The organism is Rhodococcus sp. 1163 (genome assembly GCF_002091985.1).
Lineage (GTDB): Bacteria > Actinomycetota > Actinomycetes > Mycobacteriales > Mycobacteriaceae > Rhodococcoides.
Map to the genome: position 1 here is coordinate 407,227 of NZ_MKKX01000033.1, position 24,807 is coordinate 432,033.

The 24,807-nt window shown below is 61.9% G+C and carries 2 protein-coding genes; both read left to right on the top strand.

Annotation, left to right across the window (positions count from 1 at the left end):
- The first annotated feature begins 351 nt into the window (after window positions 1-351).
- Window positions 352-21,204, top strand: a complete 20,853-nt coding sequence (locus tag BJD99_RS15720) for a non-ribosomal peptide synthetase (protein WP_084348038.1) — start codon at window positions 352-354, stop codon at window positions 21,202-21,204.
- Window positions 21,205-21,328: 124 nt separating this feature from the next.
- Window positions 21,329-24,807, top strand: a 3,479-nt coding sequence (locus BJD99_RS15725; RefSeq protein WP_143542184.1) for a non-ribosomal peptide synthetase, incomplete at its 3' end; no start/stop codon positions are given.

The window sequence follows — 24,807 nt, forward strand, 5'->3', positions numbered from 1 at the left end:
CTGCACAGGCCTCGCCGAGTTGGAGTCGATTGTCGGCAGCACTGTAGATTGGACCGGTGCCGAATTCAGGAAAGAAGAACGGTGGCGTGATCTCAGATCACCGGCTCGTGCATACTGCCGAGCGTTCGGCCGACCGTATCGATGTCGCTGGCGGGGGCCCAGCGGATCAGTAAGCAGATGTAACGATCGCAACCGGATTCGGAGATGTACTGCAAGGTAACTTGGCTCTGATCGGTGTGCGTTCTTTTCGACTGCGCAGCGAAGAATGAGATTGTTGTATTCGGTGCTTGATCGACCTCTGCACTCAGAAGTCGATCAGGGGCGTGTGATTGTGGGAAAGAGAGGCTTCGATTGGACCCGCTAGGTTCGGCAGGATCAGGTCAGGATGCGCAGGGGGGCCGCGAGTCGTCGTTTCCGCTCTCTCCTGCTCAACTCGGGATGTGGTTCGCGCAACACGTCGATCCGTCCGTTCCCGCAAACATCGCGCAGTACGTCGAACTACGTGGTGTTCTCGACATCGACCTTCTGCAGCGAGTGTCGTCCGAAGCAGCGCTCGAGATGCAGTCCGGGTTCGTTCGTATCGTCGAAGTCGATGCTGAACCGCGCCAATACGTCGATCCCACCCTCGACGACGAACTCGGATACCTCGACCTACGCGGTGAGGACGACCCGCGAGCAGTAGCGCACGCGTGGATGCGAGCCGACTACAGCGCTCCGATAGACATGCTCACCGACCGGTTGATCGCCGCGACGGTGCTGCACCTCGAAGACGACCTCTTTTTCTGGTACGAGCGCGTCCATCACGTGGTGCTCGACGGATTCGGTGCGGTCACGTTCATGAATCGCGTCGCGGAGCTCTACACCGCCGCCGTGAACGGCACCGAGCCGAAGAAGAATCTGTCCTCGGACCTGACCAAGGTCTACGACCTCGACGTTGCATATCGGGACTCGACTCGCTTCGAGACCGACCGCGAGTACTGGGCGGATCGAGTGGCGGGAATCGACTCTGTGACGAGCCTGGCCGGGCGCAGTGCGGCTCCCGCACCCGTCAGTCAGATCGACACCACGGCGTTGTCGCCGCTCCAAGGCGCGCGGATCGAAGAGTTGACCACTGCGACGGGTGCAACGCTGGCAAGTGTCGTGATCAGCGCGTTCGCGGCCTACCTGGCACAGATGACCGGACGCGAGGACGTCGTCCTGAGCCTGCCGGTCACCGCTCGCACCACGGCAGTACTTCGCCGCTCGGGTGGCATGGTCTCCAATGTCGTCCCCCTGCGTCTCGACGTGTCGAGCGACACCACGATCGAAGAGCTTCTGGCACGCATCGGTACCGAAGTGACCGGTGCGCTTCGGCATCAGCGTTACCGCCACGAAGACATCCGCCGCGACGCCGGCGGTGCCGGCGGACAGGCGTCGTTTTTCGGACCGTGGGTCAACATCATGCTTTTCTTCAGCGAGTTGCGTTTCGGTTCGATGGTCGGCGGAATCAACATCCTCTCCACCGGTTTGATCGAGGATTTCGGGCTCAACCTCTATCAGAGCGTCGCAGGCAGCACGACTCACGTCGATTTCGAGTCGAACCCGAACCTGTACGGCTCCGAAGAATCGGCACGCAATCACGCACGCTTCACCGACTTCCTCGACCGGTTCATCGCGGCAGGGCCGAGCGCCCGAGTATGGGACCTGGAGCTGACCACTGCAGACGAGAAAGCCTCTGTCCTGCAGATCTGGAACGAGACAGAACACGAGCTGGTCCAACGGACACTTCTGTCGGACTTCCATGCCCGCGTCGACCTCGATCCAGAGAGCACAGCGCTCGTTTACGAAGGCTTGTCGCTCACCTACGGCGAACTCGGTTCGCGCGTGAGCGGTCTTGCCAGGATGCTGATCGCCCAGGGTGTAGGGCCGGAGACACTGGTCGGATTGTCGATTCGTCGATCACTCGACCTGATCGTTGCGATGTATGCGATCGTCGAAGCCGGCGGCGCATGGGTACCGCTCGATCCGGATCATCCCGCCGATCGCACCGCCTACATTCTCGACTCTGCGCAACCACTCTGCGTTCTGGTCGTCTCGCGCGACGGCGTGGAACTGCCGGACGGCACCGACACGATTCAGGTCGACCTTCTCGACTACGCAGCGCTGAATTCGGCACGCGTCGAAGAGTGCGATCTCCTCTCCCCGTTGCGACTCGACAACACCGCATACGTGATCTACACCTCGGGTTCCACCGGCCGACCCAAGGGCGTCGCAGTCACTCACGCGGCGATCGACAACCAACTCCAGTGGATGCGCTCGGAGTACGAACTCGACTCCACCGACGTCTACCTGCAGAAGACGGCGACAACGTTCGACGTCTCACTGTGGGGCTTCTTCCTTCCCCTCCAGGTCGGCGCCACCATGGTGTTGGCCACTCCCGACGGACATCGGGACTCGGTCTACGTCGCGGACAAGATCGCCGAACACAGCGTGACCGTCACCGACTTCGTGCCGTCGATGCTCACGGTGTTCGTCGCGAACGCACCGATCGGAACATGCGGGTCGTTGCGGCATGTCTTCGTCATCGGTGAAGCGTTGCCGGTGGAAACAGCAGCAGCCTTTCGTGAGCTGACCGATGCCGGGCTGCACAACTTGTACGGCCCCACCGAAGCTGCGGTCTCGGTGACGTACTACGAAAGTGGTGTACAAGACGAAAGAACTGTTCCCATCGGAGTTCCCGAATGGAACACCAGGGCTTTGGTACTCGACGGCCTGCTCCGGCCCAGCCCGGTCGGAGAAAGCGGCGAACTCTATCTGGCGGGCGTGCAGTTGGCTCGCGGATACGTGGGCCGACCAGATTTGAGCTCGGACCGTTTCGTCGCCAACCCGTTCGGGAGCGCGGGGGAACGGATGTACCGCACCGGCGATCTCGTGCGTTGGCGTGCGGACGGCACCATCGACTACATCGGGCGTACCGACTTCCAAGTCAAATTTCGTGGGCAGCGCATCGAACTCGGTGAAATCGAGACGGTTCTTCTTGCACACCAATCCATCTCGCAGGCCGTGGCACTCGTCGTTCCCACTGCGACCGGAGAGCAACTTGTCGCCTACGTGGTACCCGGTCCAGGCGCTGCGCTCGACGCTGCCGAGGGCACCGAGTTCGCGTCCCGATCGCTTCCGTCGTACATGGTGCCTTCCGCGATCGTCGTTCTCGATGCCCTGCCGCTGAACACGAGCGGCAAGCTCGATCGAAAAGCGTTGCCGGAGCCGGTGTTCAGCAGCGCCAGAAAATACCGAGCACCGCAGACACGTGTCGAGTACGTGGTTGCAGGTGTCTTCGAAGACGTCCTGGGCGCATCGCACGTCGGTCTCGACGAGGACTTCTTCGAACTGGGCGGTAACTCGCTGATCGCAACGCAACTCGTCACCCGGGTGGGAACTGCCCTCGGCATCCGTCTCGGTGTCCGAGAGTTGTTCGAAGCACCGACGGTCGGTGCGCTCGCATCGCGTGCCGAGACTGCGATCGAACAAGGCTCCGCAGGCCCACCACTGACTGCCGGTACTCGGCCGGATGTTCTGCCCCTGTCCCTTGCCCAGCAACGTATGTGGTTCCTCAACCGGTTCGACCCGGATACCGCTGCCTACAATCTCCCGTTCATGGTGCGACTGACCGGCGACGTGAACGAAGTGGCGCTGTCCCAGGCATTTGCGGACGTGGTCGCTCGTCACGAAACGCTGAGGACGGTCTACCCGCAGGTCGACGATGCCCCACAACAATTGATCCTGCGGACCGAGGACGTCTTGTCGGATCTCTCGGCCGCAACCGTCGACGAGAATTCGTTGGCTACCGAATTGGTGGAGTTCGCTCGCGGCGGATTCGACGTGGCAGTCGCCGCACCGATCCGGATCGCGCTGTTCAAGATTTCCGATACCGAGTACGTGCTCGCCATGGTGCTGCATCACATCGCGGCGGACGGGTCTTCGTTCGGTCCACTCGCACGCGACATGATGGCCGCTTACGAGGCCCGGTCGAACGGACGGGTGCCCGCGTGGTCGCCGCTCCCGATCCAGTATGCGGACTACGCGCTGTGGCAACGTCGACTCCTCGGACTCGAGAGCGATAGCGCATCGCTGTCCGCTCAACAGATCGAATTCTGGGTCCAAGAATTGGACGAGCTTCCCGATCAGCTCGATCTGCCATCGGATCGCCCCCGTCCGTCGGTGGCGACCAACGGCGGAGCAAAGAGCCGCTTCACCATCGATGCTCGCATCCATCGCGGTCTCACCACCGTGGCACGCGCACACCAAGCGTCGCTCTTCATGGTCGTCCAGGCCGCGTACGCGGTGTTGCTGTCGAGGTTGAGCGGTACCACCGACATTGCGATCGGTGCGCCGATTGCAGGCAGAGCCCACGAGCAACTCGACGACATCATCGGCATGTTCGTCAATACGCTGGTTCTTCGTGCTCGGGTCGAGCCCCACGATTCGTTCGACGAACTACTCGATCAGGTACGCAACACCAACCTGTCGGCGTTCGCGCACGCAGACATCCCTTTCGAGCGACTCGTCGAGGTCCTCAATCCCGCTCGATCCACTGCCCGGCACCCACTGTTTCAGGTTGCGCTCTCCCTGGAAAAGGCACGTGTGAGCGAGCTCAGCTTCGCCGGTCTGCAAGTGACCGCACAGGAACTCGATGTTCCGATCGCAAAATTCGACCTTCAGCTCTGGCTCACCGAGCATCAGGACGATTCCGGGGAGCCGGGACGAATCGAAGCCACCTTCGAGTACGCCACAGATCTATTCGACGAGTCGACGATCGAGGGATTCGCAGACAGGTTCCTGCGCATTCTCGAGGCCATCGTTGCAGACGCGTCGGTTCCGTTGGGCGCCATCGATATTTTGGCTCCGGACGAGTCCGAGACGTTGACGACCATTCACGGTGGCCGCGTCGAATCGCGGCGACTTCTGCCAGAATTCTTGGCGGCCGGTGTGTCTGTCAACCCGGACGGCATCGCGGTGCACACGTCTATGGAGACGGTGACGTACCGAGAACTCGACGAGTTGACCGATCGATATGCTCGGTACCTGATCGATCGCGGCGTGGGACCGGAGTCCGTTGTCGCACTGGCATTTCCGCGCTCGCTCGAGATGGTCGTCTCGATGTGGGCAGTGGCGAAAGCTGGTGCCGCATGGGTTCCGGTCGACCCCGAATACCCCGTCGACCGGGTACGGCACATGCTGTCGGACTCAGGGGCCCTCGTAGGGATCACCTCGTCGGCTCGCGTCGACGAACTACCCGGTACGTGCGAGTGGTGGGCAATCGACGACGCCGAGTTCGAGGAGGCTGTCGCCGGCTATCCGGCTGTCGGCTTGTCCGACGAGGATCGGACCGCGCCACTGAGGCTGGACCACCCCGCGTACATCATCTACACCTCCGGCTCCACCGGCCTGCCCAAGGGCGTCAGTGTCACTCATCGAGGCCTGTCGGGCCTTATCGACCAGTCGGTCGACCTGTATCGGGTGACGCCTGCGTCGCGGTTCCTGCACGTGATCTCCCCGAGTTTCGACCCATCGGTTCTCGAATGGGCACTCACTGCCTCGGCTGGGGCAACTCTGGTCGTGGCTCCGCCGTCGATCATCGGTGGCCCCGAACTTCATCGACTTCTCGCCGATGTTGCTGTCACACATGCGATCATCACGCCGGCCGTGCTCGGCTCCGTCGACCCGGCCGGCCTCGACGACCTGGAATTGTTGTCCGTCGGCGGTGAGGCATCCGCGGCCGATCTGATCGCGCGTTGGGCGCCGGGCCGCCGCTTCTTCAACGCATACGGGCCTACCGAAACAACGATCGTATCGACGCGCGGTGAACTGTTCGTCGGCGAGCCGATCACGGTAGGTCGGCCTGTGCCTGGTGTCGGCGCTCTGATTCTGGACTCGCGCCTGCAGCCGGTCCCTGCCGGTGTCGCAGGTGAGCTCTATCTGTCGGGCGACGCTGTCGCACGTGGATATTACAAGCGTGCAGGGTTGACTTCGGATCGGTTCGTCGCCGACCCGTACAGCAACGCGGGGACGCGGATGTACCGCACCGGTGACATTGTTCGATGGACGAAAGACTTTGCCATCGAGTACGTGGGGCGCTCGGACTTCCAGGTGAAGGTTCGCGGCTTCCGTATCGAACTCGGGGAGATCGACGCAGCGCTCGAGACGTTCCCGGCGGTCACCTTCGCTGCGACACTCGGACGCGAAATGCAGTCCGGTCAAACGGCTCTCGTGTCGTACGTGCACGGTTCGGTGGGTATCGACAAGGACGAACTGTCGAAGCACGTTGCTCGTCTGCTGCCGAACTACATGGTGCCCTCGGTGATCGTCGTTCTCGACGAGGTTCCGTTGACACCGATCGGCAAACTGGATCGCCGGGCGCTTCCAGAACCGGAACTCGGAATCAGCTTTCGTCAGTTCCGTGCCCCGACGACTCCGATCGAGGAAACTGTTGCGACAGTGTTCAGTGATGTCCTCGGTGTCCCTGTCGTCGGCCTCGACGACGACTTCTTCGAACTCGGCGGCAACTCGCTACTGGCCACTCAGGTGGTCTCCAGGCTGGGTGTCGCGCTGGATGCAAGTGTTCCCGTACGCATGGTTTTCGAGGCATCCACGGTAGCGCTTCTTGCAGTACGGGTGGAGCAAGCAGCGGGCGAAGGCGGTCGCACCCCCTTGGTCGCCTCGACCCGTCCCGAACACGTGCCACTGTCGTTGGCGCAGCAACGGATGTGGTTTCTCAATCGATTCGACACCGATTCCACTGCTTACAACATTCCGTTCGCACTGAGACTGACCGGCGAGCTGGACGTGGCGGCACTCCAAGTCGCCATCATGGATGTCATCGATCGACACGAGTCGTTGCGGACCGTCTACCCGGACACCGCCGACGGCCCGCGGCAGTGCATCCTCGATGCGGCTCAGACCGTACCGAATCTCATGCCGATTCAGACGTCGGCAGCGGACATCCAGCGCCAGGTCTTCGCGCTCGCTTCGACCACGTTCGACGTGACGGTGAACGTCCCCATTCAAGCCCGACTGTTCGAGATCGGGCCACGCGAGCATGTGGTCGCGATGGTGGTGCACCACATATCGGCCGACGGCTGGTCGATGGGGCCCCTCGCTCGCGACATCATGATCGCCTATGCGGCTCGGACGGCGTGGGAGCATCCCGCATGGCTGCCCCTGGCCGTTCAGTACGCCGATTACAGTTTGTGGCAGCGATCGGTTCTCGGTTCGGAGAAGGACTCGACGTCGATTGTTTCGAGCCAGGTCCACTACTGGGCGGACATGCTTGCAGGGCTACCGGATCAGCTCGATCTGCCGACCGACCATCCGCGGCCGAATCGTCAGTCCTACAAGGGTTCCTCGGTTCGTTTCGAAATCTCTGCCCGCATGCATCGTGAATTGTCCGTTCTGGCGCATGCCCACAATGCTTCTCTGTTCATGGTTGTGCACGGCGCCCTTGCCGTTTTGCTCTCGAGACTGTCCGGGACGAACGACATTGCCATCGGGACGCCCGTGGCCGGTCGCGGGGACGCCGCGCTCGACGATTTGGTCGGGATGTTCGTCAACACCTTGGTGCTCCGCACCGACGTCGACGCGTCGCGATCGTTCTCGGAGCAGCTCGGTCGCGCGCGGGAAGTGGCGCTCGGCGCATTCGGTCACGCAGACCTGCCCTTCGAACGCCTCGTCGAGGTGCTCAATCCAACACGTTCACAGGCGCGGCACCCGCTTTTTCAGGTCATGCTTTCCTTCGAGAACCTCACTCGAAGCCACGTCGAACTGCCCGGTCTCTCCGTCGACAGCGTTGCTCTCGATACGGAGGTAGCAAAGTTCGATCTACAGCTCAACGTCGTCGAGTCGATCGGGGAGGACGGTCGCGGGCAGGGCATGTCCGCCGAATTGACCTACGCAATAGATCTTTTCGATGCTGAAACTGTGCGCAGTTTCGCGTCTCGATTCGTTCGCGTTCTCGAAGCGGTCGTCGCGGATTCATCGGTCGCGGTGGGTGACATCGATCTGCTGGACACCGGTGAACGCGAGCGAGTTCTATCGACGTGGAACAGCACACGGCACGATGTCGCATCCGGTCTGACACTGGTAGATCTGTTCGATCGCCAGGTCGAGGCCACACCTGACGCCACAGCGCTGGTGTACGAGGACGCGACGCTTACGTACTCGGAATTCGATTCTCGAGTCAATCGCCTTGCGCGGCACTTGATCTCGATCGGTGTCGGCCCGGACATGTTGGTGGGGCTTGCGATCGGCCGCAGTGTGGAACTGCTGGTCGGAATGTATGCCATCGTCAAAACAGGCGCCGGATACGTACCTGTCGATCCGACGCAGCCAATCGAGCGCAACGAGTACATCATTGCCACCGCGTCCCCTGTCTGTGTGTTGTCCACGACGCGGGATCATCTCGAACTCGGCGTCATCGGCGTCATCGACATCGATACGCTGGACGTCGACGGGTACTCGAACGCGCCGGTGTCGGACGATGACAGGGTCTGCCCGCTACGGGAATCGAATACGGCATACGCGATCTTCACCTCCGGTTCGACAGGTCGGCCCAAGGGTGTCGCAGTGGCGCATTCGGCCATCGTGAATCGTTTGCTGTGGATGCAGAACGAATACCCGATCGACGACGTCGACGTCGTTCTCCAGAAGACCCCGTCCACATTCGACGTCTCGGTGTGGGAATTCTTCTGGGCTCTGCAGAACGGTGCGTCGGTGGTTGTTGCTGCGCCCGACGGCCATCGAGATGCCGGCTATCTCCTTCAACTCGTTCAGCGCGAGCGGGTGTCCGTCGCACACTTCGTGCCGTCGATGCTGGCGGTGTTCGTGCCGGAGGTCGAGGTCCGCCGGGCCGCGGCTAGTTCGTTGCGTCTGGTGTTCGCCTCGGGTGAAGCACTCGCTCCGACAACCGCACAGGCATTGCGTCGAGCGTTGCCCCATGTCGCCTTGCACAATCTGTACGGTCCCACCGAGGCTGCCGTCGACGTCACATACCACCCGGTGAGCGACGTCGACACAGTTGTGATGCCGATCGGTATGCCCGTGTGGAACACCTCGGTGTTCGTGCTCGATGCGCGCCTGTTGCCGGTGCCGGTGGGTGTCGCGGGTGAGCTCTATCTCGCGGGTGCTCAGTTGGCGCGCGGATACGTCGGTCGTCCGGACCTCTCGGCCGACCGCTTCGTCGCAGATCCGTTCGCGCAGTACGGAAGTCGGATGTACCGAACCGGCGATGTCGTGCGGTGGAATCGCGGCGGTGAACTGGAGTACATCGGTCGCAGCGATTCGCAGGTCAAGCTCAGGGGTCTGCGCATCGAGCTCGGTGAGGTCGAAGCTGTGCTACTCGAAAACACCTCGATCCAGCAGGCGGCCGTCTCGGTGCGAGGCGAACAGTTGGTCGCCTATGTGGTCACTGCTCCCGATACCGATCTCCGTCCGGTACGAGAGATGCTGGCCTCACGACTGGCCGAGTACATGGTCCCGTCCGTTTTCGTGCCGTTGGCGCAATTCCCGCTGGGTGCCACGGGCAAGCTCGACCGTCGTGCACTTCCGGATCCGGTACATGTGCAGCGCGAGTACCGCGAACCCGTCTCGCCGACGGAGCAGGCGGTCGCGCGCGTCTTTGCAGAGGTACTCGACGCGAACGAGGTCGGACTCGACGACGATTTCTTCGAACTGGGCGGCAACTCGTTGATCGCGACGCGTGTCGTGACTCGACTGGGCGCAGCCCTCGATGCCGAGATCGGCGTCCGTACGTTGTTCGAGAATCCGTCTGTCGACGCTTTGGCTCGCGCACTCGCCGAGCGGGCAGGTGCCGGACGCCGTAAGCCTCTGGTGCCGCAGGCGCGCCCGGACCTCGTTCCCCTCTCTCTCGCCCAGCAGCGCATGTGGTTTCTCAACAGGTTCGACACTGCCTCCGGGGTCAACAATATTCCTGTGGCAGTGCGCTTGTCCGGTCTGCTCGACCGACAGGCACTCAATGTGGCCGTTGCCGACGTGTTGGATCGGCACGAGTCCCTTCGTACCATTTTCCCCGAGGTCGACGGGTCCGGCCATCAGTTGGTATTGCCCACCAGCCAGGTGATTCCTGATCTCGCGCCGATCGAGATCTCCGGGGACGACATTTTCTCGGTTCTGGAAGACGTTGCGACGACCGGCTTCGACGTCACCGTCGAACTTCCGTTACGTGCGCGTCTGTTCGAAATCAGCCCGACCGAACACCTTCTGGTGCTGGTCGTCCATCACATCTCCACCGATGGCTTCTCGATGGGCCCACTGACCCGGGACATCATGACGGCCTATATTGCCAGGTCCGAAGGCGTGCAACCGAATTGGTTGCCGCTACCGGTTCAGTACGCGGATTACAGTTTGTGGCAGCGTGACATGCTCGGGCACGAGAGTGACCCGGAATCGCTACTGGCGCGGCAACAGAACTATTGGAAGTCTGCGCTCGCAGGGATACCTGCCCAGTTGGATCTGCCGGTAGATCATCCGAGGCCAGCGGTCGCATCGAATCAGGGTGCGGGCGTGAGCTTCCTCGTCGATCAGGACACCGTGGACGTCCTGACCGATCTTGCACGTCGCCACACCTCTTCGCTGTTCATGGTGATGCATTCGGCTTTCGCTGTCCTGCTCGCGCGTCTCTCGGGGACCGAGGACATCGTGGTCGGAACTCCGGTTGCTGGACGAGGAGAGTCCGCTCTCGACGATCTGATCGGCATGTTCGTCAACACGCTCGTTCTCCGCACCCCGGTGGACAGGCGTGCACGGTTCGATGAGGTGCTCGCCGCTACGCGTACGACGGACTTGCAGGCTTTCGCCAACGCAGATGTCCCGTTCGAACGCCTCGTCGAGGTGCTCAACCCTGCCCGATCGCAAGCCAGACACCCACTGTTCCAGGTGATGCTCTCGTTCCAAAACATGGAGCTGACGAACCTCGAGCTGCCAGGACTGTCGGTCTCGATGGTCGACTTCGAAACCAAGGGTTCGAAGTTCGATCTCCAGCTGACCATGAGTCAGAAGACCGACGAGCACGGCACCGACGCCGGCTTGTCCTGCCTCTTCACCTACGCAACCGACCTGTTCGACGCGGCCACCGTCGAGGCGATGGCCGCTCGTTTCCAGCGGATCTTACGAGCGATCGAAGTCGATCCGGCAATCATTGTCGGCGACATCGACTTTCAGGAACCGGAGGAGTACAACCAGCTGGTCCGCACGGTCAACGATACCGAGCATGCGGTCGATAGCACCCAGACTCTCGCCTCCCTGTTCGACGCGCAGGTCGGTCGTACTCCGAATGCGACTGCGCTGGTGCTTGCATCGGAGACCGACGCCCCGTCGCCGGTCCTTACCTACGCGGAGTTCGATGCGCGAGCGAACGCCCTCGCTCGGTATCTGGTGGGCCGAGGTGTCGGCCCCGAGTCCACCGTGGCATTGGTGGCACGGCGTTCGTTCGAGCTGCTGATAGGCATGTACGCGATCATCAAATCCGGGGCAGCGTACGTGCCCCTCGATCCCGATCAGCCTGCCTCGCGTAACGAGCACATCCTGGCGACTGCTCGGCCCGTTCTGGTCCTTGCGACCGAGGACACCGCGAACTCGATCACTGCGGATGCGCCTGTCTGTGTATTCGACACGCTCGATCTGAGTGAAGTGTCGACGTCTGCGATCACCGACACGGACAGGACGCGTCCACTCCGACCGGACAATCCGGCCTACCTCATCTTCACTTCGGGATCGACAGGTCTGCCGAAGGGTGTCTCGATCAGTCACCGCGCGATCGTGAATCAGATGCTGTGGCGTCAGGAGATCTACCGGCTGACCGATGCCGACGTATTGATCCAGAAGACACCGGCGACGTTCGACGTGTCGGTGTGGGAGTTCTTCTGGGGGCTGGAAAACGGCGCCTCACTGGTCATCGCTCCACATGATGCGCATCGAGACCCAGGCCGGATCACCCGCATCATCGAGCGGGAACAGGTGACACTCGCGCACTTCGTTCCTTCCGTACTGTCCGTGTACGTCACCGATGTCGATACCGACGCGTGCCGGTCCCTTCGACTGCTGTTCGTCGGCGGCGAGGCATTCACGCCTTCGGCCGTGGCTCGGGTTCGAAAAGTCTTTCCTGGCGCCGAGTTGCACGACCTGTACGGACCTGCAGAGACTGCAGTCGACGTCACCTTTCATGAAGTCACCGACGTCGATACCGAGACCGTTCCCATCGGTGTGCCACTGTGGAACACGCGCGCATACGTGCTGGATCAACGGTTGCACTCGGTGCCCGCCGGAGTACTGGGGGAGCTGTATATCGGCGGCGTGCAGCTTGCCCGCGGATACGCGAGTCGGGCCGACCTGACAGCTGAGCGTTTTGTGGCAGACCCCTTCGGCGAGAACGGTTCTCGACTCTACCGAACCGGTGATGTCGTACGTTGGAATTCCGCCGGCGAACTCGAGTATGTGGGGCGGAGCGATTTTCAGGTCAAGCTTCGAGGCCAACGTGTAGAACTCGGTGAGATCGAGTCGAGCGTGCGCTCGGGCGCCGAGAACATCGACGACGCGGTCGTGGTCGTTCATTCCGATGCACGCGCAGGCGATCGACTCATCGCCTACGTGGTGCCCCGGCCTGGTCACCTCGTCGATACCGAGTCGCTTCGTGCGTCAGTGAAGATGTCACTGCCGTCGTACATGGTGCCGTCGGCGTTCGTAACGTTGGATGCATTCCCACTCAACGCGAGCGGCAAGTTGGACCGACGTGCCCTACCGGTGCCCAGTGCCGAGGTTGCGCAGTTCCGCGCACCCGTCACACCGATCGAGGAGATCGTCGCTCAGGTATTCACGAACGTCCTGGGCACGGCGAGGGTTGGTCTCGACGACGATTTCTTCGAGCTCGGTGGGAACTCACTGGTTGCCATGCAATTGGTTTCGAGGTTGGGTACCGCGCTGGACTCGAGTGTCGGAGTACGAGAGCTGTTCGAGAATTCGACGGTCGGCGCGCTGGCGGCCAGCGTCGAGCGCAAAGCCGGGACAGGTGGCCGCAAGGCGCTCGGTCCACAGAACCGCCCGGCATTGATCCCATTGTCCCTTGCACAGCAACGGATGTGGTTCCTCAACCGATTCGATCCGGAGTCGGCTGTCAACAATATTCCGGCGGCGATCAGGCTCACCGGAGCTTTGGATGTCGCGGCGCTGGCCGCGGCGGTAGGCGATCTGACGAGCCGTCACGAGTCGTTGCGCACCGTCTATCCGGACCACGAGGGATCGGGATACCAAAAGATCCTGCCCGTCGGTGACGTCACGCTCGATCTGACACCGGTAGACGTTTCGGCAGATGAACTGCCGGGGCGTATGTACGAGTTGGCTGCGACTGGCTTCGATGTCACCCTGCATGTTCCGTTCCGTACGCAGCTCTTCCGGATCGGTGCTCGCGAGCACGTGCTGATGTTCGTAGCCCACCACATTGCGGCCGATGGGTTTTCGATGTCTCCGCTGGCCCGCGATGTCATGACGGCATATGTGGCCCGATCGGAGGGGCACGACCCAGGCTGGCCGATGCTCGAGGTCCAGTATGCGGACTTCGCCATCTGGCAGCGCGAGGTGTTGGGGTCCGAATCCGACCCAGGCTCGCTGCTCGCTCAGCAGGAGACATTCTGGCGAGACGCGCTCGCCGGGCTGCCCGACGAGGTGACTTTGCCGACCGATCGTCCTCGCGGAGAGAAGGCTTCGGGTCACGGGGCCATGGTGTCTTTCGACGTCACCGCAGATGTACATGGTCGACTCTCAGCGCTCGCGCGAGAAAACAACGCGTCGTTGTTCATGGTCGTCCACAGTGCAGTTGCCGTGATGTTGGCCCGCATGTCGGCGACGGACGATATCGCGATAGGCACACCGATCGCGGGTCGCGGAGACGCTGCTCTCGACGATGTGATCGGGATGTTCGTCAACACCCTTGTCCTGCGCACCGATGTGGACGCAGCGACGACGTTCAGCGAATTGCTCGCGACAGCGCGTGAGGTCGACCTGGCTGCATTCGCGCATTCCGATATTCCGTTCGAGCGTCTGGTGGAGGTGCTCAATCCCGAGCGCTCACAAGCCCGTCATCCGCTGATTCAGGTATTGCTCGCGTTCCAGAACATCCGACGGACTGGATTCGACCTCCCTGGGCTTACCGTCGCGCCGGTGGACGTCGACGCGGCGACCGCGCGTGCAGACCTGCAATTGACGGTCACCGAATCGACGGCTGTAGACGGCACCCCGGATGGTCTGCGAGTTTTCTGGACCTACGCAACAGATCTCTACGACCGAGGAACGGTCGAAGAGTTCGGCGCTAGGTTGCTGAGGGTGCTCGACGCGGTTGCCGAGGACGAACACATCGTGATCGGCGAGATCGATCTGCTCGGTGCCGAGGAACGAGTGCTTGTGACCTCGACCTGGGCAGGTGTCGACGGGATCGATCCCTCGGTATCGACATTGGCCGAGATGTTCGACCAACAGGTCCTGTGGGCTCCGCAGGCGACTGCGGTGGTGTTCGGTGATGAGCGGTTGAGTTATCGGGAGCTCGACGATCGCTCGAATCGCCTTGCACGTCACCTGATGTCGACTGGAGTCGGCCCGGAGTCGTTGGTCGCCGTGGCATTGCCACGATCGGTGGAGCTCGTTGTCACATTGTTGGCTGTGATCAAAGCCGGCGGTGGGTATGTGCCGGTGGATCCGACCAATCCGGCAGACCGCATCGCCTACGTCTTGGCAGATGCTGCACCGACTGCGTTGGTAACCTGGTCGGGACGCGAATTCTCAGTGCCTGCAGAGTTGGACTGCGTGGAGATCGACGCCGTCGATTTGTCGGTTTTCGGTTCCGCTGCGGTGAACGATGTCGAGCGTGCTCGTCCGCTCCGTCCCACGGATGTTGCCTACGTCATCTACACCTCAGGATCGACGGGGCGTCCGAAGGGCGTAGTGGTCCCGCATGTCGCGGTGGCGCGTTTGATGGCCAATACGGATGGGCTGTTCGAGTTCGACAGCAGTGATGTGTGGACGCTGTTCCACTCGTACGCATTCGACTTTTCGGTGTGGGAACTGTGGGGGCCCTTGCTTCACGGCGGCACGCTCGTGGTGGTGGACTACTTCACCTCACGGTCGCCGGAGTCGTTCCGTGAACTGCTGATTCGTGAAAATGTCACCGTCCTGAACCAGACCCCGTCGGCGTTCTATCAGCTGGCAGAGGTGGACCGAGTCGGCACTGTCGGTGAGGGAAGCTTGCAGCTCAGGTATGTGATCTTCGGTGGTGAGGCCCTCGAACTGCGTCGACTGTCGGATTGGTTCGAACGACACGGGGAGAACGGTCCCGAGCTGGTGAACATGTACGGGATCACCGAGACCACCGTGCATGTGTCGCATCGTCGGATCGACCGCGAACTGGTGTCGAGTGCTACGGGATCGGTAGTGGGCGGAGCTATCCCAGGGCTACGCGTCTATGTTCTCGATTCGCGTCTGGAGCCGGTTCCGGTGGGTGTTGCGGGCGAAATGTATGTTGCGGGTGGGACGTTGGCTCGTGGGTACTTGGGTCGAACGGACCTGACTGCAACGCGCTTCCTCGCCAACCCGTTCTCTGGTAGTGCGGCGCATGCTGCTGGTTCGTTGATGTACCGCACCGGTGATGTGGCGCGGTGGACCATCGATGGTGATCTCGAGTTCGTCGGTCGTGCTGATGATCAGGTCAAGATTCGTGGCTTCCGTATCGAGCTCGGTGAAATCGAATCCGGGCTGTCGAGTCAGGATTCGGTGGGCCAGGTGGCCGTCGTGGTTCGAACCGATCGGCACGACGCACAGCAGTTGGTGGCGTACGTCGTACCGGTCGTGGGTTCGAGCGTCGATGTTCAGGCCCTTCGTGGTGCAGTGGCTGCGGTGTTGCCGGAGTACATGATTCCGTCAGCTTTTGTTGTGGTGTCCGAGATTCCGTTGACTGTGAACGGAAAGTTGGATCGTCGCGCGTTGCCGGAGCCGGTGTTCGAGGTTCGCGAGTTCCGGGCGCCGACTACGCCGATCGAGGAGATCGTCGCGGAGGTCTTCGCCGACTTGCTCGGTGTCGACAGGGTCGGTGTCGATGACGACTTCTTCGAACTCGGCGGCAACTCGCTGATTGCGACGCGAGTGGTGTCGAGGATCGGCGCAGCGGTCGATTCAGTTGTGCCGGTGCGTGCACTGTTCGAGTCACGAACAGTGGAGAGGCTCGCTGTCGAGGTCGAACGGTCCGGAACGTCCGGGAGAGTCGCGCTTGCCGCGCGAACGCGCCCGAACGAGATCCCACTGTCGTTGTCCCAGCGTCGTATGTGGTTTTTGAACAGGTTCGATCCCACCTCGACGGCGTACCTCGTTCCGTTTGCACTTCGCCTGTCAGGCGAGCTGGATGTAGCAGCCCTCGGAGCGGCCGTCTCCGATCTCATTTCTCGTCATGAGTCGCTTCGAACCATCTATCCGGAGTCCAAGAACGGCCCGGTGCAGAAGATTTTGCACCCGTCTCGGTCAATTCCGGAGCTGCCGGTATCAGATGTCGCCCCCGACGCTGTGGCTGAGCACATCGCTGTACTCGCGTCCACACAGTTCGATGTGGCGACAGAGGTACCGATGCGAATCGAGCTCTACCGAATCAGTGCCACCGAGCACGTGCTCGCGATGGTTGCGCATCACATCAGCGTCGATGGGGTATCGGTCGGTCCGCTGGCTCGTGACCTGATGACCGCATATGCGGCGCGGGCGACGGGCACCGAGCCGGGTTGGATTCCGTTGCCGGTGCAGTACGCCGATTTCAGTCTTTGGCAGCGCGAAGCGCTCGGCTCCGAGGACGACGCGAACTCGACTGCGGCTCAGCAGATCAGCTACTGGACCGACGCACTCGCGGATCTTCCGGACGAGCTGACCCTTCCGTCCGATCGCGCGCGACCGGCAACGCAGTCTTTCGCCGGTGGCAGTGTCGAATTCGACATCGATGCAGAACTACACGGACGTTTGCGCGATCTGGCACGCAAGCGGGGTAGCACCTTGTTCATGGCGGTGCACGCGGCCTTCGCCGGGCTACTCTCGAGGCTCTCCGGCACAGGGGACATCGCTGTCGGTACACCGATCGCCGGTCGCGGTGATCGCGCACTCGACGATCTGATCGGCATGTTCGTCAACACACTGGTTCTACGCACACAGGTGGACGGCGCACTGTCGTTCGACGAACTCATCGACCGCGCCCGTGAGGTGGACCTCGGCGCCTTCGCCAACGCGGACGTGCCATTCGAGAGGCTGGTGGAAGTCCTCAATCCTGTCCGTTCGACTGCACGGCACCCGCTGTTTCAGGTCGGGTTCTCCTTCCAGAACCAGGGAGTCACCGATGTGGCCCTTCCTGGTCTCGATATCGCAGCAGTGGATATCGAGTCCGGTGTGGCACAGTTCGATCTGCATCTGATCGTGGTGGACCGCTATTCCGAAAGCGGAGTGCCTGCAGGGATGTCGGCAGAGTTCACGTTCGCGAAGGATCTCTTCGACCACACAACGGTGAGCACGATCGCGACTCGGTTCGTCCGGCTACTCGAATCTGTGGTCGATCGACCCGAGATACTGCTCGGGGACATCGACTTGCTGGCTGCTTCCGAACGCGAACTCGTACTCGATTCGTGGAATTCGACCGACCATCCCGTTGACCGCGAAGCCACTCTGGTCTCGTTGTTCGACGAGCAGGTCGCGATCCATCCGGACTCGACTGCGGTGGTCGAGGGTGATCGACGCTGGACCTTCCGTGAATTCGATTCGAAGGTCAACAGATTGGCCCGGTATCTGATCGCACGTGGGGTCGGACCGGAGACGCTGACGGCATTGGTGATACGCCGCAGTGCTGATCTGGTTGTCGCGATGTTCGCCGTCGCGAAAACAGGTGGCGCATATGTGCCACTCGATCCCGATCAGCCGCTGGAACGGATCGAGTACATACTCGACACTGCTGAGCCGATACTGCTGCTGTCCAAGTCGAGTGACGGTTCGCGACTGGCGAACCACTCCGTTCTGGACATAGCGATGTCGGATATCGCAGGTCTGGAACTATCGGCATATTCGGACGCGCCGATCACCGATTCGGAGCGGCGGGCACCGTTGCGCGCGGGTAACTCCGCATATGTCATCTTCACCTCGGGATCGACCGGACGCCCCAAGGGTGTGGCCGTGACCCACGCTGCGATCGTCAATCAGCTCATGTGGAAGCGAGCGGAATTCGATCTCGATTCGCGGGATGCGATTCTGCTGAAGACTGCAGCGACGTTCGACCTGTCGGTGTGGGAGTTCTGGTCGGCCCCGACGTCAGGGGCGACCCTCGTCATCGCCGGACCGGACGAGCACCGCGACCCCGCACGAGTCAACGACATCATTCGGAAAGAGTCGATCACCACGCTCCATGTCGTGCCGTCGATGTTGACCGCGCTGATGGTCGACGGAGATGGCGCCCTTCCGTCTTCGTTGAAGCGCGTGCTCGCGATCGGTGAGGCACTGCCGGGAGATACCGCGCGGCGTTTCGTCGAACACAACGACGCTGGCCTGTTCAACCTGTACGGCCCCACCGAGGCTGCGGTGTCGGTGACCTCGCACCGCGTACGACCCGATGAGAGTGCGCGCGTCCCGATCGGTCGGCCGGAGTGGAATACACAGACGTACGTGCTCGATACCCGCCTACACCCTGTCCCGACGGGAACCATCGGGGAGTTGTATCTTGCGGGCGGGCAGCTGGCACGGGGGTACCTCGGCCGTCCCGATCTGAGCGCTGAGCGCTTCGTCGCCAGTCCTTTCGACCCCAGTGGCGGACGGCTGTATCGCTCGGGTGACCTGGCCTACTGGAATGCAGACGGCGAGCTCGTGTTCGCGGGCCGCTCCGACTTCCAGGTCAAGATCAGAGGCTTCCGGATCGAACTCGGCGAAATCGAGGCGGCAATGCGCGCTCTCGATACGCTCGCCGATTCGGCGGTGATCTCGCACTCCGACGCCCTCACCGGGGATCGACTCGTGGGGTATCTGGTTCCTTCCGAATCCCGGACGATCGACATCGACGAGATACGGACCGCGTTGGGTACGTCGTTGCCGTCCTACATGGTGCCGTCACACTTCGTCGTCCTGGGGTCGTTGCCGCTCAACGCCAACGGCAAGCTCGACAGGGCAGCGCTGCCTGCTCCGGTCTTCGAATCGACCGAGTTTCGCGCTCCGACCGATCCCATCGAGGAGATCGTGGCGCGTGTGTACTCCGAGCTTCTGGGAGTGGCTCGAGTGGGACTCGACGACGATTTCTTCGCACTGGGCGGCAATTCCCTGGTCGCAACCCAGCTCGTTGCCCGTCTCGGGGCGGCACTGAATGCGTCGATCTCGGTGCGCTCGGTGTTCGAGGCGCCGACGGTCGGTGCGTTGGCTGCGCGGGTGGAATCGCACGTCGGGCAGGGAGCTCGTGTGCCTCTGGTCGCACGCCCTCGTCCGGAGGCCGTGTCGCTGTCCTTGGCGCAGCAGCGCATGTGGACCCTCAATCAAGTGGATCGTGCATCGGACGCCTACAACATTCCAGTGGCCATCAGACTCTCCGGTTCATTGGACGTCGCGGCGCTGCGAGCCTCAGTGGGCGACCTGTTCCGTCGGCACGAGATACTGCGTACGCGGTATCCGGATTCCGATCACGGCCCCGTGCAATCCGTGGTTCCGGTGTCCGAAGTGCTACCAAGGCTCGAGATTCGTGAAATCTCGGCCGCCGACGTACCGGCAGTCGTCGGAGACGTCGTCACCGCAGGGTTCGATGTTGCGGCCGAGGTGCCCGTTCGCGCCGAGCTCTTTTCGATCAGCGAGACGAACGGTTCCGAGTTCGTGTTGGTCTTCGTCGCACATCACATCAGCGCCGACGGCTTCTCCATGCGGCCGTTGATCAGAGACGTCATGACTGCCTACGTCGCCCGGACGGCAGGCGACACGCCGCAGTGGACGGAACTGCCTGTGCAGTACGCCGATTACGCGTTGTGGCAGCGCGAGGTCCTCGGATCCGAGGACGATCCGGACAGTGTGTTGTCCAAGCAGATCGGCTACTGGGCCGATGCTCTGGTCGGCGCGCCCGAGCAGATCGCGTTGCCGACCGACTTTCCGCGCCCTGCTCGAGCGTCCTTGCGCGGTGGCCGCTCCGAGTTCACGGTCCCGTCCGACATAGCAGCGCGTGTACAAAAAACTGCGCGTGAGCACAATGCGACAGTCTTCATGGTCGTGCACGGCGCGTTGGCGGTGCTGCTGTCGAAGCTGAGCGGTGATCAAGACATCACCGTAGGGACCCCGGTGGCGGGTCGTGGTGACGCCGCGCTCGACGACCTCGTCGGAATGTTCGTCAACACGTTGGTGCTCCGGACGAAAGTCTCGCCGAGCGCGACCTTTGCTGATCTGTTGATAGACGTACGGGAAACCGATCTGTCTGCGTTCGGTAACGCCGATGTCCCTTTCGAGCGGGTTGTCGAGGTGGCGGGTCACAAGCGCTCGGCCGCCTACAGTCCTCTGTTCCAGGTCATGCTGACCTTCCAGAACCTTGCCACCGGCACGTTCGCATTGCCTGGCCTGGAAGTGTCGGCTTTGGAAAGCGGACTGGAGCAGGCCAAAGTCGATCTGCAACTGACGGCGGTCGAACGTTTCGACGATTCCGGTGATCTTGTCGGAATCGATGCCGTGTTCAACTACGCCACGTCGTTGTTCGAGTCGAAGACGATCGAATTGTTCGCGCAGCGTTTCACCCGTGTGCTCGATCTCGTGACCTCAGACCCCAGCAGTGTCATTCGGGCGGTGGACATGCGGGCCGAGGCCGAACGTGCAGAGCCGGCACCGAAGCCGAAGACGATCGACGACCTGCCCGAACTGATCTCGGCCGCGGCCGCAGTTGCCGCATCGTCCATTGCGGTGTCCCACGCCGGAACTTCCGTCACCTTCGGTCAGCTCGACGAGAAACTGTCGGCCGTCTCGAAATCGACCGGGGGCGCACTCAAACCAGAGGCGGTTCTGTCGGTGGCGCTGACAGGTCTTCTACCAGGAATATTGCCTGCGCTGGGTGCCGATGGTTTCGCCGCGACAGTTGCGTCACTGATCAGTGACGCTCAGTCGTTCATCGCTGATCCGGGAGGACCCGGTGTCACCATGCAGTGACCTACCTGGGCCTGATCGTGAACTTGGAGTCGAAGCCGGTTTGTGTCGCAGCGTTTCGTAGGGTGTCTCGTGTATGCGATGCATCTCGGCGCGTCCCGCGGCGGTTAGTAGGAGGAACACTCAGATGTCGAATGGTCGGCCGAACACTCGAAGCCAGGACGCTGCCGGCAGCGTAACCGTGGACGAGCTTCCAGGAGTGATCTCTGCAGTTGTCGATGCTGCGCCCGATCGCATCGCGTTGACCCATGGTGGGACAACCGTGACCTACACGACGTTGCATGCCGAACTGACTGCGCTCGAGGCCGCCATGGGTGGCGCACTCGGCACCGAGGCCCTCGTCACCGTCGTGCTGTCCAACGTTCTTCCCGGCGCACTCGAGTCCCGCGGCCTCGCCGGCATCGTCGAGTCGATCATCGCCGACGCCTCCGAGGTGTTGGGGGATATGACGCCTGCAGGCCCGCCGACGCTCGTATCCCGGTTCGAGGAACAGGTCGCCCGTACCCCGGATGCAATCGCCGTCGAGTTCGAGGGCGCAAGCTTGACCTACGCGGAATTCGATTCTCGCGCGAATCGACTCGCCCGCCATCTCGTGTCGCTGGGAATCGGCCCGGAGTGCCTCGTCGGATTGGGGATAAAACGGTCGCTGGAGTTACTCGTCGGCATGTACGCGATCGTGAAATCGGGAGCAGCCTACGTTCCGCTCGATCCTGATCACCCGGCGGAGCGGCTGGCCTACGTGCTCGACGTCGCACAGCCGGCAGCCGTACTCGGCCTGTCCACAGAACCCCTCGACCTGCCGACCGGGGTCGGTGTCATCGAGATCGACTTGTTGGAGCTGGACGGATTCGACGCGACCGCCCTCACCGACAGCGACCGGGTTCGGACGTTGTCGGACGACGCGTTGGCCTACGTGATTTTCACATCAGGATCCACCGGCCGCCCCAAGGGTGTGGCAGTTTCACATCGCGCGATCGTCAGCAATGTGCAATGGCGTCAAGATCACTACGTCTTGACACCGGGCGATGTGGTGCTGCAAAAGACGCCGTTCACATTCGATGTGTCGGTGTGGGAATTCTTCTGGCCCTTGCAGATCGGTGCGCGTCTCATCGTCGCGACACACGATGGACACCGTGACCCCGCGTATCTTGCTCGTGTGATGATCGACCGCGGTGTCACTGTGGCGCACTTCGTGCCGTCGATGCTCGCGGTGTTCGTCGCAGAACCCTCGGTCCGCGGGATCGAGACTCTGCGATATGTATTTGCGTCCGGTGAGGCGCTCCCGGCCCAGACCACGACGCGCTTTCATACCGTCAGCTCGGCAGAACTGCACAACTTGTACGGGCCGACAGAGGCCGCAGTGGATGTCACGTCCTACGAGACTGCCGATGTGGAATCGGGATCCGTCCCTATCGGCCGGGCCGTGCACGACACCTCGCTCTACGTGTTGGACGATGGCCTCCGACCGGTGTCGACCGGTGTCGAAGGTGAGCTCTATCTTGCGGGCGTCCAACTTGCACGTGGTTACGTAGCGCGACCGGATCTGACAGCCGATCGGTTCGTGGCTGATCCGTTCGAGAGCGGGCGCCAGATGTACCGGACCGGCGACCTGGTCCGGTGGGTACCTCGCGGTGAAGTCGACATGCTGGAATATGTGGGACGCACCGACTTCCAGGTGAAGCTACGTGGTCTTCGCATCGAGCTCGGTGAGATCGAAACTGCCGTTCTCGAGCATCCTTCGGTAGCACAAGCGGTCGCCCTAGTCCACACCGACGACTCGCTCGGTGATGTCCTTCTCGCGTATGTGGTGCCTGCGCAGGGCGAGGTCATCGACCAGGAGTCTCTGGCGCAGGCTGTCGCGTCCCGCTTGCCGGAATACATGGTCCCCGCGTTGTTCGTCGCAGTCGAGGAGTTCCCACTCGGTTCCAGCGGCAAACTCGACCGACGAGCTCTTCCCGATCCCGACTTCTCCTCGCTGGCAAGCGAATACAGGGAGCCGTCCACCGAAACCGAGCTGGCGCTTGCAGCGGTGTTCGCCGAGGTACTCGGTTCCGAGACCATCGGTGCCGACGACGATTTCTTTGCGATCGGCGGTAACTCGTTGATCGCCACTCGGGTGATCTCGCGCATCAATGCGCGATTCGACATCCGTATCGACGTTCGCGACTTCTTCGACGCGCCGACGGTCGCGGGACTCGCGATACTCGTCGACGCCGCAGTTGCGCAGGGCGGCGGGGGACGAGCACCGCTCGTTCCGCAGGAGCGGCCGGATGTTGTTCCGTTGTCGTTGGCGCAGCAGCGGATGTGGTTCCTCAACCGATTCGATACCGCGTCTGCGGTGAACAATATTCCGGTGGCGATCAGGCTGACCGGTGATCTCGACGTCGCTGCGCTGGAGTCCGCTGTCCGCGATGTCCTGTCGCGTCACGAATCCGTGCGCACGATCTATCCCGAAATCGACGGTGTCGGATCACAGTTGGTGCTCGAGGTCGATGCGGTGGCTCCCACTTTGGCGGTAGAGCCGGTGGCGGAGGCGGACGTGCTCGACCGTGTGGTCGAGTTCGTCTCTGTTGGTTTCGATGTGACGGCGGAGGTGCCGTTTCGGGCTCGTTTGTTCGAGGTTGTGGGTTCGGGTGGTGTGGGTTCGGAGTTCGTTGTGGTGTTTGTGGTGCATCATATTGCGGCTGATGGTTTTTCGATGGGGCCGTTGACGCGGGATGTGATGGGTGCGTATGTGGCGCGGGCTTCGGGTGAGGGGCCGGGGTGGGCTCCTTTGTCGGTGCAGTATGCCGATTATGCGTTGTGGCAGCGTGCGGTGTTGGGGTCGGAGTCGGAGCCGGATTCGTTGTTGTCGCAGCAGGTGTCGTTTTGGCGGTCGGCGTTGGAGGGTTTGCCGGATCAGTTGGATTTGCCTTCTGATCGGGTTCGTCCTGTTGTGGCGTCCAATCGTGGTGCGAATGTTGTGTTTTCGGTGGATGCGGGTGTGCATCGTGGGTTGAGTGTGGTGGCGCGGGAGTTGAATGCGTCGTTGTTCATGGTGGTGCATTCGGCGTTGGCGGTGTTGTTGTCGCGGTTGTCGGGGTCTGATGATGTGGCGGTGGGTACGCCGGTGGCGGGGCGTGGTGAGGCTGCTCTCGATGATGTGATCGGGATGTTTGTCAATACGTTGGTGTTGCGGACGGTGTTCGGTTCGGATTGGTCGTTTGCTGATGTGGTTCGGGATGTGCGTGAGCGGGATTTGGGGGCGTTCGGGCATGCGGATGTGCCGTTCGAGCGTTTGGTGGAGGTGCTCAATCCGGCTCGGTCGCAGGGGCGTCATCCGTTGTTTCAGGTGATGTTGTCGTTCCAGAATTTGGAGCGGTCTTCGCTGGAGTTGCCGGGGTTGTCGGTGTCGGCGGTTGATTTCGATGTTGCGGTTGCGAAGTTCGATGTGCAGGTGACGGTGACGGAGTCGTTCGATGTCGATGGTGGTGCTGCGGGGTTGTCGGCGACGTTGACGTATGCGACGGATTTGTTCGATGAGTCGACGATGGTGTTGTTTGCGGAGCGGTTTGTTCGGGTGTTGGAGGCGGTGGTGGCGGATTCGTCTGTGGTGGTGGGTGATAT